Annotated in this window: 18 protein-coding genes; 1 reads left to right on the top strand and 17 read right to left on the bottom strand. The window is 37.7% G+C overall.

Going from position 1 to position 16785, the window contains the following annotated elements:
- Positions 1–174: 174 nt before the first annotated feature.
- From KI375_RS19080 to KI375_RS19030, 11 genes are all read right to left on the bottom strand, one after another.
- Positions 175–930 carry a hypothetical protein gene (locus tag KI375_RS19080; protein WP_212975032.1) on the bottom strand — a complete coding sequence of 252 codons (756 nt, stop codon included), beginning with the start codon at positions 928–930 and terminating at the stop codon, positions 175–177.
- Complete coding sequence (locus KI375_RS19075) at positions 927–1739, bottom strand: hypothetical protein (RefSeq protein ID WP_212975031.1); 813 nt, start codon at positions 1737–1739, stop codon at positions 927–929. The genes KI375_RS19080 and KI375_RS19075 overlap by 4 nt, the downstream gene beginning before the upstream one ends.
- Positions 1736–2482 (bottom strand): ABC transporter ATP-binding protein, encoded by a 747-nt coding sequence (locus KI375_RS19070; protein ID WP_212975030.1) that lies wholly within the window; start codon positions 2480–2482, stop codon positions 1736–1738. The genes KI375_RS19075 and KI375_RS19070 overlap by 4 nt, the downstream gene beginning before the upstream one ends.
- 1046 nt (positions 2483–3528) lie before the next feature.
- Entirely contained in the window at positions 3529–4485 is a 957-nt protein-coding gene (locus KI375_RS19065) for a 2-hydroxyacid dehydrogenase family protein (RefSeq protein ID WP_212975029.1), read from the bottom strand.
- 253 nt (positions 4486–4738) lie between these two features.
- Positions 4739–5764 (bottom strand): HAMP domain-containing sensor histidine kinase, encoded by a 1026-nt coding sequence (locus tag KI375_RS19060; protein WP_212975028.1) that lies wholly within the window; start codon positions 5762–5764, stop codon positions 4739–4741.
- Positions 5754–6446, bottom strand: coding sequence for a response regulator transcription factor (locus tag KI375_RS19055; RefSeq protein WP_212975027.1), 693 nt, complete (start codon positions 6444–6446; stop codon positions 5754–5756). Before KI375_RS19055 ends, KI375_RS19060 begins: the two co-directional genes overlap by 11 nt.
- Before the next feature lie 9 nt (positions 6447–6455).
- Complete coding sequence (locus KI375_RS19050) at positions 6456–7169, bottom strand: hypothetical protein (RefSeq protein WP_212975026.1); 714 nt, start codon at positions 7167–7169, stop codon at positions 6456–6458.
- Positions 7170–7558: 389 nt separating this feature from the next.
- A complete protein-coding gene (locus KI375_RS19045) occupies positions 7559–8338 on the bottom strand; it encodes an ABC transporter permease (RefSeq protein ID WP_212975025.1) in 780 nt (259 codons plus the stop codon).
- Positions 8338–9087 (bottom strand): ABC transporter ATP-binding protein, encoded by a 750-nt coding sequence (locus tag KI375_RS19040; RefSeq protein WP_212975024.1) that lies wholly within the window; start codon positions 9085–9087, stop codon positions 8338–8340. The genes KI375_RS19045 and KI375_RS19040 overlap by 1 nt, the downstream gene beginning before the upstream one ends.
- Positions 9088–9425: 338 nt before the next feature.
- Entirely contained in the window at positions 9426–10286 is an 861-nt protein-coding gene (locus KI375_RS19035; protein WP_280528661.1) for an alpha/beta fold hydrolase, read from the bottom strand.
- Positions 10286–10537, bottom strand: a complete 252-nt coding sequence (locus KI375_RS19030; RefSeq protein ID WP_212975022.1) for a hypothetical protein — start codon at positions 10535–10537, stop codon at positions 10286–10288. The genes KI375_RS19035 and KI375_RS19030 overlap by 1 nt, the downstream gene beginning before the upstream one ends.
- 119 nt (positions 10538–10656) lie before the next feature.
- Here KI375_RS19030 and KI375_RS19025 point away from each other — a divergent pair, with 119 nt between their 5' ends.
- On the top strand, positions 10657–11280 hold the full coding sequence (locus KI375_RS19025; RefSeq protein ID WP_212975021.1) for a TetR/AcrR family transcriptional regulator: 624 nt from the start codon (positions 10657–10659) through the stop codon (positions 11278–11280).
- 275 nt (positions 11281–11555) lie between these two features.
- On the opposite strand, the gene KI375_RS19020 is transcribed toward KI375_RS19025, so the two are convergent.
- The 6 genes from KI375_RS19020 to KI375_RS18995 form a co-directional block, all read right to left on the bottom strand.
- The gene (locus KI375_RS19020; RefSeq protein WP_212975020.1) at positions 11556–11894 is read right to left on the bottom strand and encodes a VOC family protein; all 339 of its coding nucleotides are present in this window, start codon (positions 11892–11894) and stop codon (positions 11556–11558) included.
- A 275-nt stretch (positions 11895–12169) separates the two neighbouring features.
- Complete coding sequence (locus KI375_RS19015; protein WP_212975019.1) at positions 12170–13219, bottom strand: sensor histidine kinase; 1050 nt, start codon at positions 13217–13219, stop codon at positions 12170–12172.
- On the bottom strand, positions 13216–13935 hold the full coding sequence (locus KI375_RS19010) for a response regulator transcription factor (protein ID WP_212975018.1): 720 nt from the start codon (positions 13933–13935) through the stop codon (positions 13216–13218). Before KI375_RS19010 ends, KI375_RS19015 begins: the two co-directional genes overlap by 4 nt.
- Before the next feature lie 28 nt (positions 13936–13963).
- The gene (locus KI375_RS19005; protein ID WP_212975017.1) at positions 13964–14719 is read right to left on the bottom strand and encodes an ABC transporter permease; all 756 of its coding nucleotides are present in this window, start codon (positions 14717–14719) and stop codon (positions 13964–13966) included.
- Positions 14720–14742: 23 nt separating this feature from the next.
- Complete coding sequence (locus tag KI375_RS19000; RefSeq protein ID WP_212975016.1) at positions 14743–15516, bottom strand: ABC transporter permease; 774 nt, start codon at positions 15514–15516, stop codon at positions 14743–14745.
- Complete coding sequence (locus KI375_RS18995) at positions 15516–16250, bottom strand: ABC transporter ATP-binding protein (protein WP_212975015.1); 735 nt, start codon at positions 16248–16250, stop codon at positions 15516–15518. The genes KI375_RS19000 and KI375_RS18995 overlap by 1 nt, the downstream gene beginning before the upstream one ends.
- Positions 16251–16785: the final 535 nt, after the last annotated feature.

Below are 16785 nucleotides of genomic sequence, written 5' to 3'. Positions count from 1 at the left end.
TATTTCTCAGATGAAGTTTCATAAATCTTTAGAGATAGATCATACAAGAGGAATGATTTCACAACAAAAAATATTTGCATCCTGCTATAGTATAACAAGATGCAAATGGATTATATCTATTGAATTTGCTGTGAAAATCATTTGAAGTTTTTAGCAATCTCCTCTTTTCACTGCTTAACTGTCCCTCCGCAGAAAAGACAACCAATAAGCCGTAGTGCATACCAACCCCCAAACTAAAAGTGTAAAGAAAGCAATCCATGGTGGAAGTTCTGTCACTTCATAAGCAGGTGTTCCGAGCAGGCTCATCCCCGCTTGATCCGGAAGGAATCGTAATCCTTCCGGCCATTGTAAGATACCTGTCCCAATAAATATAGGAATCATAATTAAAATGGAAAGCGGTACGATGGTACTTCGTGCTATACCTGCAATGCCAAAAGCAATCATAGACATGAAGAAGTAGACTGCCGTCCAACGCGCGATATCAATCAAGATGTCGCTCATACCTACATCCGAAAAGATATGAATAATCAATCGTGAAGGGATGATAGCTACCAATATGCCACATACTACCGCCAGTATAACTGCAACTATTTTTCCATTGATCAAAAGTTGTCGATTTGGGGTAGCGGTCAACGTCATACGATACTGTCCACCCTGATATTCACTGCTTGCTGCACAAACCGGTAGAATAAGAAATGCATAGATAGGAGCAAACATAACGATACCAAACTCTGACACCGTAGAAGGCGGCGTATCACTTGCTGAATATAAAAGGAGACCACTTGCGTCTAATATAGCGAGTCCAAGATTCACAATCGTAGTGATGAAGATAAATAGCACGATTGTAGGATGTGAGATCATCTTAGTAAATTCAGAGCGGACTATATTCGAAAGTTGAATGGCAGAGTGCTCAGAAACAGCTGTCTTCATCGAGCATCCCTCCGCTTCATTAGAATAAGTGAAACAATTAATACTATGATCAGCCATAGCACGAAGACAATGCCCCCCATTAGATTACTCGAAGTAAAACCCGGACCTATTACAGGCATAGCTGCTTCTTGTAAGATAAAATTACGAGCTGCGCTTAGTGGTGTCCATGCATCTACTGTTGGGGCAAACGAAGCAAGAACTTGGGACATGGTCACACCAATGAACCCTCCCATAATCAAAATACCTAACAGGGTACGCCGAGTAATAAGCGTGATGCCCAAAGAAAGCAAGGTAATCGCAACAAGGAAAAAGACACCACCTAAAATTTTAATATATAATTCAGGCGACCATAAGAGTTCAGGGCGCCAATCTTTGATCATAAAGTATGCTGTAAACAGTGTCATGACGATATAAATGATGCCAATACCTAACGTATAAAGAGCCGTCGCAATGACCTTGCTGATGCCCAATTGTGTTCGAGAGGGCACCGCAAGCAAACTCACCCCTAATTGGCCTGTCCGGAATTCGGCTCCTGCAATGATTGCACCAAGTAACGGGAACAGGATTCCAGGATTAAATATCGCTCCACCTATGGTACCGTAAAAGTCCATTTCTGCATTGATAGGTCTTCTATACTCCCAATGCATACCGTTCTCATCTATCGATTTCAATGATTCTAAAAATCCAGCTCCACTTGCATATTGAAAAAGAAGACCTGCAGCCAATAAGATAAACGTGATAATCCAAACACTTCGCAGCGTGATTATTTTTGTGAATTCTGATTGAATCGTTGCTATCATATGTATCACCAGCTCTCCCCGGTCTTGATGCCAGTTAAGGCAAAAAATGCTTCCTCAAGTGAATCATAATCAGCAACAACAGCTTCAAGAGAGCCCGAATCAATAATCTTTCCTCTATTGATAATCACAATATCATCGACTATTTTTGAAGTTTCATCCATCAAGTGACTAGAGAGTAACACCGTATTACCATTTCGTGCATAGTTTTGCAGAAGTCTTCGAACACTCCGAATACCTTCAGGGTCCAATCCATTCACAGGTTCATCCAGGATAAGAATCCGGGGTTCTCCAAGTAATGCAGCAGCTAATCCAAGACGTTGTTTCATCCCTAGAGAATACTTTTTTACTCTTGTTTTTGCCGCATTAGAAAGACCTACCATTTCCAACACTTCAACTATTCTTTCTTTCGGAATACGATTCGACTCAGCAATCCATTTCAAGTGATCGATTCCCCGACGCTCCGGAACAGCCGCAGCCCCATCTAACATTGCACCAACTGATCGTAAAGGCTGACTATGTTCAACAAATGCCTTTCCTTCAATCAGAGCAGTCCCGCTAGTGGGACGATCAAGACCAAGTAAAATACGCAGAGTAGTAGATTTCCCTGCCCCATTAGGTCCTAAAAAGCCTGTCACCCGGCCTGGATGTGCGGTGAATGACACATTCTCAACGGCTATCTTTGTACCATATTTTTTCGTTACATTGTTAACTACAATACTTTCTACTCCTATGCTGCTGTTTTTTGTATGCATGTACACACTACCTTTCTGTTTCATGTAACTTTTAGTATAGCTATGAATAATAAACTGCCACATTTGAATTCATAAACAATTGATAATAAAAGATTACAAATTGATAAAGCGCGACTGCCAACTAGGTAAGGTTACTTCATTTCCCACTGATGGTTGGCGAGACGAATATCAGCAAGAGCTTTGGCCTACAAGTTGGTAAGGTCATGCATATGGCACTCTCGCCGTTCCCTTTTTGACTCTTTTCCTTGAAAAAGGGGACGGCCCTCTCTCCCGCCGTCACCCTTTTAGCTCTTTCCTTGAAAAAGGGAACGGCCCTCTCTCGCCGTACCCCTTTTAGCTTTTTTCCATGAAAAAGGGAACGGCTTGCTCTCTCGCCGTACCCCTTTTAGCTTTTTTCCACGAAAAAGGGAACGGTCTGCTCTCTCGCCGTACCCCTTTTAGCTTTTTTCCATGAAAAAGGGAACGGCCTGCTCTCTCGCCGTCACCCTTTTGGCCTTTTCCATGAAAAAGGGAACGGCCCACTCTCCCGCCGTCACCCTTTTAGCTCTTTTCCATGAAAAAGGGAACGGCCCACTCTCCCGCCATCACCCTTTTAGCTTTTTTCCATGAAACAGGGAACGGCCCACTCTCGCCGTCACCCTTTTAGCTCTTTTCCTTGAAAAAGGGAACGGTCTGCTCTCTCGCCGTACCCCTTTTAGCTTTTTTCCATGAAAAAGGGAACGGCCCGCTCTCTCGCCGTCACCCTTTTAGCTCTTTTCCTTGAAAAAAGGAACGGTCTGCTCTCTCGCCGTACCCCTTTTAACTCTTTTCCTTGAAAAAGGGAACGGCCCACTCTCTCGCCATCACCCTTTTAGCTCTTTTCCTTGAAAAAGGGAACGGCCCACTCTCTCGCCGTCACCCTTTTAGCTCTTTTCCTTGAAAACAAGGACAGCCATTACTTGCGCTGTCCTTGTTTTTCTACTTTTTCATGAAAATGTCCTATATTGTTATGCCAATTACCCTTCGTTTTTTCGGGTTAAAGACTTATTGTCTCTCATTTTTATCTATCAAAAAACAGGTGTCAGTGGATCATCGCCATTTAAAACAGCCAAAATATTTCTCGCGGCAATTTCCGCCATGGCATCTCGTGTTTCAATAGTCGCATTGCCAATATGTGGGGTTAAGACGACGTTTTTAAGGCTCTTTAATGCATTTGTAATTTCGGGTTCGAATTCAAAAACGTCTAAAGCCGCACCTTTAATATCACCATTTGCTAATGCATTTGCGAGATCTTTTTCATGAACAATGGGGCCACGTGCCGCATTAATAAGAAAAGCGGTTGATTTCATCTTTTTAAAAGCATCTTTATTAAACATGTGATGTACGGAATGGCTATATGGTGTATGAATTGTAATAAAGTCTGCACTTTCAAGCAGCTCATCCTGAGACACATAACTTGCACCAAATCGATCTTCAAGTTCCTTTGGTTTTTGTCTGGGGCCAGTATAGATAACGTTCATGTCAAAAGCTTTGGCACGTTTGGCAACAGCTTGTCCAATACTTCCCAAACCAATAATACCTAATGTTTTGCCACTCAAATCCGTACCTAAAAAGAATAAAGGCGCCCAACCATTAAAACCTTTTGTTCTGCATAACTCGTCACCTTCAGGAATCCGGCGTGCCGCCGATATAATTAAACCCATCGTTAAATCTGCGGTAGCATTTGTTGAGACTCCAGGTGTGTTTGTGACAGGAATTTGCCGCTCTTTTGCGGAGTTAATCGCAATATTATCAAAGCCTGCACCAAAGTTTGCGATAATCTTGAGATTTTCCGCATGACTAATAACACTTTCAGTCACTGGCGTTGAAAGAGGACTTAATAAAGCGTCTATATCTTTTGTTTTATGTATTAATTCTTCTTCCGAAATCAGTGCCTCACTGTCATCAAACATTTCAACATCGTGTTCGTTAAGCAACTTTATTGCTTTTTCCGGGACTTTTCCTGCTATAAAAATTTTTGCCATTTTGATCACCTCTATACAAAATATTATACCCACAATGCAACAATAAAAAGCAAATAATAGACTGATAGGTAGTGTCGTGATGAAGAAAAGTATATATGTAGCAAAATACGGAAATGTCTATTTTCCCTTTATTAAAGTGACAATGTTAAAGTGAAACTTCAATCAGTTGGCTGTTGATCCCCCACTTACAATTCTAGATTTTTCCACGAATTCTTGAAGTGGAGGGCTTACAGCCAGTTAATGCGGGATAAATTCAATCACTTATGGGAATAGAGACTATAAAAGTAATCACATCTTTTTGAAGTGTGGCTTCAAGCTTGCCTTTCATCGCAGTGATCAATGTCTTCGCAATGAATAAACCCAAACCTAAATGGCCTTCAGCGTTTTGCGGGTTATTGGTATAAAATCTTTGAAAAATTTGTTCTAAGGACTCTTCTTTCATTTCTGCACCATCGTTTTTAATAGCCACGACAAAACAATCATCTTGAATTGCGACCGATAATGCTAAGAGCTCTTTTGTATAACGATAAGCATTATCTAAGATGTTCTGTAGTGCACGTTCCAATTGATAGATATCTACATTCATATAGTTATGTTGGAAAGACGAATGATCTAACGAGGTTTCTATTTTGATTCCTTTTGTATGGCAATCCATAGAAACTGTGTCAAGGAAACGTTGTGACCATTCATGGCAGTAAATCCGTTCCAACTGAATAGAAACAGAATCGCTTGTTTGATAACTTAAGCTTAATTGTTGCGATAATTCATTCAACAGATGAATTTTATTTTGTATGACGCGAAAATACTCTTTTTCCTCGGATTTTGTTTGCGCAATTCCATCTTGTAAGGCTTCGATATATGCTGAAATGGATGAAATTGGTGTCTTCAAGTCATGCGAAATACTGTCAATAAATTGCTTACGTTCTACCTCAAATTGTTGGTGTTCCAGTTGTTGCACATATAACTCATTTCTCATACTGTCAAAAGCAGAGATAAGTTGGCCAATTTCATCCTTTTTATTATAATGAATCGGCGCAGCCAAATCCCCTATTGAAATTCGCATAGTTTCTTTTACTACTATTGAAATAGGTGCTAGAACTCGTCTTTTTATATAAAAAATGGTCAGCACTAGCAATATACTCATAAGAAAGAGCACAAAAATCAACAAAATTATTTGATAGTCTTCTTTAATCTGCATGATAAATAATAAAGAACTTAGCGGAAGAATAAACAAACCAAGAAATAAGAGTATGAGCCCCTTGATAACACTATTTTTCATTTACTTCACCGTCAAATCGATAACCTACTCCTCTGATTGTTGTAATGAATGGTGTTAAAGCTAATTTTTCTCTCAGTTTTTGGATGTGGATTACAACCGTATTGATATCACCAAATTCGTTTATTCCCCAAACATGCTGATAAATCTTTTCTTTACTCAGCACTTGATGCGCATTTTTGACAAGAAAAGCTAATACATCAAATTCTTTTAAAGTCAGATGAACGATTTTCTCGTTTTTTGTAACAATTCTTGAAGATAAATCGATTTCAATATCACCGAAATATAAAAGCAAATGTTTAACAGGTTTTTTTAGATAATCAATTCTTCTAAATAATGATTCCACCCGCACTATTAACTCTTTCACCGAGAACGGTTTCGTTACATAATCATCTGCACCTAGTTTTAATCCAATAATTCGATCTACCTCTGTTTCTTTTGCACTGATAATAATAATTGGGACAATGGAGATGGCACGTATTTGTTTTAATATTTCCAGTCCATCCAGCCCTGGCAGCATTATATCTAATAGAATCATATCTGGTTGATACTGGTTTATGACGTTGAGCGCATGATTACCTTGGCCACATATCACTGCATCATATTTTTCTCGTGATAAATAATTCCCTATCATTCTTGCTAAGTCTGCATCATCTTCAATGACAAGTACTTTTTTCTGTTTCATTGGTACCCCCTATATAAAAAGGTCTTGTTTATTGAATAGCTTTATTGTACCAACAAAAAATAAGAAGGTGAAAATGATATAACTGCCAATCGAAATAATTCCAGTTAAACTATTAGATAAAACAAGATCTTGTAAGCTGACTACATACAGGGTCGGAAAATGGGCTGAAATAGTCGGATCAAGACCCTCTACCAATATTTGCAAGAGCACAAGTCCAAGTGCCGCACCAATCGTGACTGTTTCTTTTCCAGAAAGAGTTATGACGATAGACAATAAGGATGAAAATAGGAGAAGAGAAAGAACAGCTCCCAAGAAAAAATAGGGAATGTTAAAATAATTCAATTCAATCCCCGCTGCAACGGAGCCCATTACTACCCAGCTTGTGACAATGTGTACCAATAGAATAAATACGCCTACTACTGTCGCAATCATTATTTTTGATAAATAATAATAGTTGCGATTGGATGATTTAGGAATAACATTTTTAAATGTTTGGGAATGATAGTCTGTCGAAAGCAAATCAGCGATCAAATAAGCACAAAGTATCCAAAAGAATTGTCTAAAGTTTCCAAATGCCTGGATTAGAGTATCTTCTTCTACTGTTACATTGACTGCAGTGTAAATGATTAATCCTGCAGTTAATAAAATGGTAAGTAATACAAGTAATCGATACTTCCTGTTATAAATGACATAAAATATGTCGTGTTTTAATTGTTGAATCATATACATCCCCCTTATAGTGCGTGTTCAAAAAGGACCAAGTCGGTTAAAAACGCTGACGTCCTGTCAGCAACACCGCCACTAGTACATCCTGTACGTCGGAAGTTCGAGGCGGACTTGCATAGGATGTGCTGACTTCTACGTTGCCCACAGGACGTGGGCGGTTTTAGTAGAAGATCATCCCCCAAATACATGAATATAAGTAAATCTTCCACGAATCCGCATCTCACGAAGGAAAAGTGGTTTTCTTTTCCAACCAAGGAGCAGAGAAACAGGCCAACGAGCTTGCGCGTGTTGTGGTGATTTCGACGTCCGACACAGGACGTGGCGGTAATTAGTCGAAGGTCATTTATCTCGCAGTGTCATTTTTACCAGACTTTTTGAACATCCTCTTATACATACAAATCTTGCTTTTTAAATAGATAATATCCAGCAGTTCCAAGCACTAAAAGATAAACGACAAGTACACTAAAACTCATTATGTTGTAAGAAAAAGATCTTTCAAACAAGTCAATGTGAAAAAATAATAAATGTTCATAGATCACATATTGTTTTATTTGTGGATACACAACGATATATTGTCCAATTAGCGTAGACATTCCCATAAGCATTGCTAGCGTAGAAATCCGTTGAATAAACTGCGAAAGCAATAAAGCAATTAAACCAAAAATAAAATAAGCAAAAGCAAACGCTAATCCGGCTATAAGGGTAACTCCTACACCACGCCATCCACTCGTAATTACAGAGTAAAAAACAAACGTATCTCCCCATCCAAAGAATAGGATGCCAACAACATAACCAATCATAATCATGATGAACGTTAAAAGAAGCGAAAATAAAAGGATCGATAAAATCCTTGAAATATAATATTGAAATCTGGAAACAGAACGTAATAAAACAAATTTGATGGTGCCGTTGTTTCGTTCCTGTATTAATACTTCCCCTACATAAATCGCAATAAAAACGGCTGTAAATGTGATACTAGCTTGAAGCATCTCTACAGAGAATGATTGACCATAACCAGCAACTACTGTGGAGTCAGCGCCATAAACTCTAAAAAGGATGCCCGTTAAAACATACATCGCAATAAAAATAAGTGTATATACAAGCAGCATTTTGGAGGTCAAAGTACGTTTGAATTCGAATGAGGTCAGTCTCCATATGTTCTTCATTACGTTAAACTTTCCTTTATACATGCAAAAAATAAATCTTCTAAATTAGTGACTTGATAAGTTTCTAATAATTCGGAGATATTTCCTTCTTCAACGATTTTTCCACCTTGAATAAAGGCTGCTTTATGACATAAATCCTCCATTTCTCGTAACATATGGCTAGAGATAAGAAATGTAATTTTTTCTTTTTCTGCCAATCGTTTAATTAAAGTTTTCATTTCCCGAAGCCCCATTGGGTCAACGCCGTTCGTCGGCTCATCCAATATAATTAAGCTAGGATAACACAATAAGGCATTGGCAATTCCTAAACGTTGTTTCATCCCTAAAGAAAATGTTTTTACCTTCTTATCCTTTGCATCTTTCAAATCAACAATCGATAAAACTTCATTGATCCTTACTTTTGTCACTTTTGTTGCAGCTAATTTTGCACTTAATGTTAAATTTTGTCTGGCACTAAGATGAAGATAAAAAGCGGGATTTTCGATAATACTGCCTACTCTGGAAAGTGCTAAAATCGAATCATTTCGAATGGAATACCCGTCAATTAAAACATCACCAGAGTTAGGGAAAATCAAACGGGTAATCATTCTTAATGTCGTTGTTTTCCCCGCTCCATTTGGTCCAAGAAATCCGTAAATATCTCCTTTCTGAATCGAAAAATTGATACCATGAATGACTGTTTCTCCGACAATTTGCTTATTTAAATTTTTAATTTCTAAAATGGGCTTTTCCTTATTTGCTTGTTTCATTTGCTCATCTCCTTATTTTGATAAGCTAAATTGTAGCAAAGCAAAATAAGCTGAGAATATGGTTATGATAAAGTTTTGATAAAGTATATGAAACGAAAGAAAAGCGCAAGCGCCCGTTTAGCGACGTACAAACTTTCATAGTAGGGACGAACAGCTAAAAACGCGCCGTCCTGGCGCAACACCTTTCTGACCAACATCCTGTTGTTCTCCGACAAGCAAATGTTCCTGAACAAAGAAAAAAGCCCCTCTAATGTTGGATAGCATGTCCAACATTAGGGGGAGCAGTTCAATTCGTTCATCCAGTTATTGAAATAATAGGAGTTCTACCTATCTAATTATTAAACTCCGAGAAAATTGCTGATTTCATTAAAAGCTAAATCCATTCTACCAATTTGACAATGTTGTTCTCCGCCTGTTTCTTTTGTAAATAGTTTCGTTTCAATTTTCTTGGAATTCACCAAACCTTTTTTAATAGTGAATAGACGCTTGTATGGTACGTACTGATCTTCTTTACCAGCTAAAAGCAAACAGTCCTGATTAATGAATCTTAAGATTGATTTGGCGTTGTGTCTTTTCAAATTGTTTATCAAATCATACGGATTATTCTCTCCAGTAAGTTGATAGCCATTATTCAATTTCCACATCATGTCAACATCTTTCGCTGCTATTTTGTTAATCACTTTATTAATGAAAGAATCAGCCCTCATTCTTAGCAGAATCGAAAGACACATAAATTTCAAAAAGCCTAAATTCATCCTTACTGTATCCATTGGAGAATAGAAAATATCCATGGTGATCACTCTTTTTATTCTCTTTTCAAACGCTGCCGCCCGTAATACTAGATATCCTCCCCATGAAAGACCAATCGCATCAACCTCATTAAGAGAAAAGTAATCTAATACTTTAGAGACAGGTTTCTCGAAGTTCGGAATAAATGTCAGTCCATGCGATGACGTATTTCCTTGACCAGGCCCATCGAAAATAAGAATATTATAGTCTGTATTTTTCATGTGTTTAAAGAAAGAAGCAATTTCCTCCAAATATCCATCAAAACCTCCCAAAACCAGCAATGTCTTTTGAGCATTAGGATTCTTTAAGAGAAGTGTTGGTAAATATGCCCCTTCGTATGGCACTTTGTGCCGTTCGAATGCAAAATCATTATAACTTTTATAGAAAGTACGAATAAAGCCAGCATACATTATTTTTTTTTTGGATCATCCTTTTTTAAATAAAACATCGCTGCTTTATAATAGCTTGCCGCTATTTTAAATTCGTTTGTTTGTTCATATTCTTTTGCTTTCTCCGACCACCACTCAAACCATGTTTGAAAATCCTTTATAAATGAACCAACTATTTCTCTATCTTGTCGTACATGAGTGTTATCTAAAAAAGAGAAAGTGAAGCGATCAATTTGAAAATCGAATTGTCTGTTCCCTGTAAATATAGCCACTATGAACACATCCTTTATCCTGTTTAACTAGCTGCAAAGCCCTTCTTGAGGAAAACCTCCACTAATTGAAGTTTCACCTTATCCTTATCTCAGTATCAATGATATCTAATGGCTGTAAAATGTTAAGAATATATTTGACAATGTGTTCGAAAACGTACAAAATTATCATAAATGTACGGAAATTTGGTGATATTATGGTTGATATCCGTGTTGTTAAGACCAAAGAAAATATCGTGACAGCTTTCTTTTCACTCTTAGACATAGAAAAATATCGAGACATTACTGTAGAACAAATTTGCCAATACGCTCGATGCAGTCGATCCACTTTCTATTCACATTACAATAGCAAAGAAAGTGTCCTCAAGGAGATCATCGATGATTATATGAGTCAATTTGACTCTTATGCTAAGAAACGCTTCAAGGAAAATACAGTTTTCAGCAATTTGTTAGCAGAGATCATGAACAAATTAATAATTCCAGAAAAGAAAAAATTAGGGAAACTCCTTCAAATAGAATTAGAAAATCTAAGCTTAACCAATCGGTTCGAAATCTTTTACAAAGAAATATTCTTAGTCCATTATCCAGATATACCATCAAAAAATATAATTAGTGAATTATACGGGGCATGTGTTGTCAAAATATTGAAGGCTATCATTGAAGATCGTTTAGAAGAAAACGATATAAGAGTGATTAATGAGTTGCAAAAGGATCTATTGAAGGCATCTGTATTTAAAGAATATTAATTCTCAAACATTATATATAAATAATGTGATATTGAGTGATAGTAGATGATGAAAAACATAGGATAGATGTGCAATTATCGAGGAAGATTTTTGTTAAAAGGAAGGAAAAATCCTATCCAAGGGAGGTTTAGCAATGTGGTTAAAGGGTGACCTCCTAGAAATAACAAGGGGTTGGTGACATGTTCCCTCTTTGACGAGAAGTTTGGACCTACTATTCGACTGGCAACATAAAACAATCTCCATCATCCATACGTAAATGAAGGAGATTGTGGCAATCACGTTTTTTGAATGGGTTCCTCTTCGGCAACGATGTTCCAGTGGATCCCGTATTTATCAGTTACAGCCGCATGAAAGGTGGTATAAAAAGCTTCTGTAGGAGGAAGTGTAACAATTCCATTATCCTGGAGCTTGTTAAAGATACGACGCGCCGCTTCGGCGGTGGATACGGTTGTAGTAAGTCTAACTGAGTTCCCCTTTGTTATTGGCAGAACATCATCGGCAAACCAAAAGTTTGTCCCACATATTTGCATTTCAGCGTGCAAAATCCAGGTGTCTAAATTCTTTGGAGGATGTTTAATACCATTAGGTACATAGCTTCCATAGGATTGTGACATTTTGACTTCACTTTGGAATATATCTTAATAAAAGTCTATTGCTTCCTTACAATTCCCATTAAAGGTAATATACGGAATAACCATACAACATCTCCTCTTAGTATTATTATCATGGCTGAATTCATGTGCATTTCTACCAGTTATTCTATCATGCATGGCCTGTTTAAGTTTCTTCTGAATTGCTATTTTCTACGCTTGTTGAGATGATCAATCATAGGCAATATTATTAGAATTTATAATCCTTTATAGCACTTTTAAGCTGTGTGACATCTACTCTATTTCTTTAAAATAGGAATCGTAAAATAAAAGGATGTACCAACATTTAGTTCGCTCTCTGCCCAAATCTCACCACCATGTTTATCAATAATTTTCTTACAGATCGCTAATCCGAGTCCGGCACCGCCGAAATGACGGGAGCGAGATTTCTCTGTACGATAAAATTGATCAAATACAAATGGTAAATCTTTTTGTGCTATACCTGCTCCATTGTCTGTTACTGAAACTTTAAGAGCATGATCATCAGCACTTCCCTCAATCGTTATCACTCCCTTAGTATCAACATATCTTTTGGCGTTGCTTACTAAATTATCAAAAACTTGGGCAATTTCTTTTGCATTGACAGACAGGTCAGCCTTTGGAAATGGCTTGATAACTTTCAGTTGGATGGGTGTATCGGTAAATTCCATCTTCATTGGGTAGATAATTGTTTCCAATAATTCTGCAGCATTCCAAACGGAAAAGCCTTCTTCTGTATTGTTCATATCTAATTGCGAATATTGGAAAAGGGCTTCGATTAGGTGATCGAGATTTTCCGTTTTATTTTTAATCACCGAAATATAACGCTGAAATCGTTCTTCATCATGAATAATACCATCCTGTAATCCTTCTACATAGCCTTTAATCGATGACATTGGAGTACGTAAATCATGTGAAATACTGGCGATTAATTCTTTGCGTGCTGTTTCATGCGCAGCTTGTTTTTCCCTTAATTCCTTTAACTCCCCCTTCATTTCATCAAATGCATGAGATAGATCACCCATCTCATCATTTTCCTGATAGGAAATCACAAAATCAAAATTCCCCTCACGAATCTTTTTGGTTGCATGCCCTAATTCACCCAGTGGTGCCAAAATATTTCGTGAAATCACCCATCCAGTAACCCATGCCCCAATAACAAAAGGGATAAGCAAAGCAAGGAGAAGTGGAAGAAGGCTTCCAAAGCTGATACTATTTGAATAAACCCCAGAAAGTAGCGCAACCACTATCGGAAACAGGAACATAGATGAAAAAGACAAGATTAGTTTCCCTTTTACCCCCAATCTCATCTTTTGTCTCCTACAAATTTATAGCCTACTCCCCAGACAGTTTTTATCCATTTAGGCGAGGTGATATCTTCTTCTATCTTTTGACGAATTTTTTTAATATGTATGGTTACTGTGTTGAGATCGCCATACTCATTGACTCCCCAAACCTGGTCATAAATTTGTTGACGGGTTAAGACCTGATTCACCTTCGTGGCTAAAAATCGCAGCACCTCAAATTCCTTGGTTGTGAATTCCACCTGTTGCGAATTTATTTTTACTGTATAAGCATTCAAGTTAATTTCTAGCTGTTCAAATGATAAGACTTCATTGCTAGGTACCTCTTTTTCACTTTTAGGAGATGCGGAGAATTGATGATGTCTCCTTAATTGTGCTTTTACTCTTGCCACCACTTCTCTTGGACTAAATGGTTTCACAACATAATCATCCGCACCTAAACCCAATCCTAAAACTTTATCAACCTCTGATTTTTTAGCACTAAGCATAATAATGGGGATAGAAGATTCTGCTCGTATCGTCCGGCATACTTCCATCCCATCTAAACCCGGTAACATAATATCCAAGACAATAAGATCTGGCTGATATTCACGAAAGCGTGTCAGACATTCCTCACCATCTGTACTAATCTTCACCTCATATTGTTCTTCTTCCAAATAATCTTTCATCAATTCGGCAATTTCCAGTTCATCATCCACAACCAGAATTTTCATATTTCGCATGGCACATCCCCTCCTTTCATATTCATAATTATACCAACACATCCTTCTTTTTAATAAAAAGAAAACTGCCAATATAAAAGAGGATAATATAGGCTAAGATAATTCCGATATTAAAAGAGATTTCTTGCCAAGCTGTTTGGTTAATAAATAACGCAGGAAAAGTATTCATAATATGCACAATTGAATAATCTTGAATACTTCCCTTCAATAAGGGTGCAAACATAAATAAGGCTAGAGCAGCACCAATAGTGATCCCAACATTCAGTGATAATAATGCAATAAAAAAGATCAACATAGCAAAACCAAAGACAGGCAAGATAAAAGCAAATGCCGTAGTTAAAGTAAACATAACTGCGTTTTCACCTAAAAAAAGCGGTTCTCCTTGAACAAGCATATGCTCTCCCCAACCAAAGAAAATGAATCCTATACCATAGGCAGTGAGTATGGTAAAACAAACCATAAAACAGATGCAAACCAATACCCCCATCGACTTTGCAAAAATAAATTGGCTACGATTAATCGGGCGTACTAATACCATTTTAAACATACCCCGTTTATATTCTTCTACAATGGTTTCCGCAATAAATACAGCCAGAAACATTGTGATATAAAGGGAGCTTTCAGCTAGTGCCTCCAAAGGAAAAGACTGCCCATTTAACAAATGGGATGCATGTCTAGACTGCAATGCATTTACTAGCTGAACGGCAACTATAACTCCCATAAATAGATAAAGCTTTTTTTGCTTAAGGAATTTGTATAGTTCATTTTTGATTAAACCAACCATTTGATCATCTCCATGCGAATCACTTAATAGACAATTTCTTTCTTTTTAAATGTCCAGAAGGATAGCCCCGCAAACACAGCAGCATAAATGAGAACAACACTAATATTTGCTAGCATTCCGAGCCAATCCTCTGTCTGTATAAAGTTTTCGGGAAGGTACATTAGATGATATGCTAAAGAATAAGGAGCAATGGCTGTCATATCATTTAGGTTTAATCCAATCGTAATCAGAACCAATGATATAATGATCGCTGTACTCATATTTTTGGCTAACACAGCTATAAAGCTAGCAATAATGCCATATGCCATGGTTGGTAAAATAAATAAAGCGTAGACTGCGATGGTTACACCAATTCCTTTAATTGGCGTGTAAGTATTTCCCATATACTCTGTTGCCTCTCCCCAACCAATAAAATAAATTCCTAATGTATAAGATAGAATTAAAAAGATAATTGTTGAAGCAGCGATAAATACGCACAATGTCATTATTTTTGCCAGCAGTAGTTTTGAACGAGTAATTGGTCGCAGTAAAGATAACTTTAAAGTTCCACTCCGATACTCATTACTAATACTATCCGCTGCAACAATCGGGATAAAAATAATCATAAATTGAGCAAAAATCTGGATCATCGTCAGCGGAACAGATTGTCCATACTGAAAATCCCACACTGTCATTTCCGAACCACCAGGCTGGTAATCATATAAATTTAACAAAGTGATCCCCAGCATAACGATCATAAAAACATATAATTTCTTCATTTTAAAAAGTTTGTACAGCTCATTTTTTAATAGTCTCATCACCTCCCGCCCCCGCTGGTTAGATTGAAGTATAATTCTTCCAAGGAATGGACGTCTCCGCCGGCAATTAATTCACTGACATTTCCTTCAGTAAGAAGCTTCCCCTTATTTAGAATCCCGACACGGTCACATATCTGCCCAATCTCGTGCAGTAAATGACTTGAAATAAAGAAGGTAATATTTTTTTCAGAGGAAAGCTGAAGGATCATTTCTTTTATTTCGATCATACCTTGTGGGTCCAGTCCGTTCGTTGGTTCATCAAGAATGATTAATTGCGGGTCATTTAAAAGCGCGTTCGCAATCCCCAGGCGTTGCTTCATCCCCAATGAATAAGCAGAGACCTTGTCCTTCGCTCTTGTCGTCAATCCAACCTTTTCTAATACCTCTGCTATTTTTTCTTTATCCATACCGGGAATTAGATTAACCATCAAAGCCAAATTTTCATATCCAGAGAGATAGTCATAAAAAGTTGGATTCTCTACTATTGCGCCAATTTGAGAAATCGCTTGTTTAAAATCAGTCCTTAGATTCAGCCCATTCATCACAACATCCCCAGAATCGGGAAAAATCAAGCCAGTTAACATCCGAATTGTCGTTGTTTTCCCCTGACCATTACGCCCAAGAAAGCCGTATACATCCCCTTTTTTAATGTTAAGATCTAGATTGTCGATAACGGTTTTACCATGAAATGATTTTGACAGTTTATGTGTTTCTAATAATGTCGTTGCACCCATCAGGCAGTTTCCTTTCTATAGGTAATGTACATGTCGATTGTATTCCCCCAGTATAGCTATGATAAATAAACTGCCACATTTGAATTTATAAACAATCGATAACAAAAGATTACATTTTGATAAAGAACAAAAGCGCAAGCGCCTGTTTAGCGACGTACAAACTTTTTAAGCTTCTGACGAGATAAAGGATACACGGCGAAGAATGAGCCGATGTTGACTTATCGTAGGAAGAAGCTGAAAGTTTGCTAGTCGCTGGGCGCTGGAGCTAGACGACAAAACTCAAAATTACAACTTATCCACAAGCGGCAATTTTATAGTTTCCTAAGCAACAAGAAAAGCGCAAGGCGCCCGCCTATCGGCGACAAGCAAATGTTCTGAGCTAAAGAAAGGCGTTCTTTGCCTTTCTTTGGCTCAGGTTATTTGACCTCGAGCCGATGGCGCCTGGAGCTAGACACCAACCGTAATGTAAACAGTTATCCACAAGCTACAATTTTATAATTTCCTAAACCAGAACAAAAGCGCAAGCGCCTGTTTA

Source organism: Bacillus sp. J14TS2 (genome assembly GCF_018333015.1).
In the GTDB taxonomy this organism is placed as follows: domain Bacteria; phylum Bacillota; class Bacilli; order Bacillales; family Bacillaceae_C; genus Lederbergia.
This window is presented reverse-complemented; position numbering and strand designations above follow the sequence as displayed.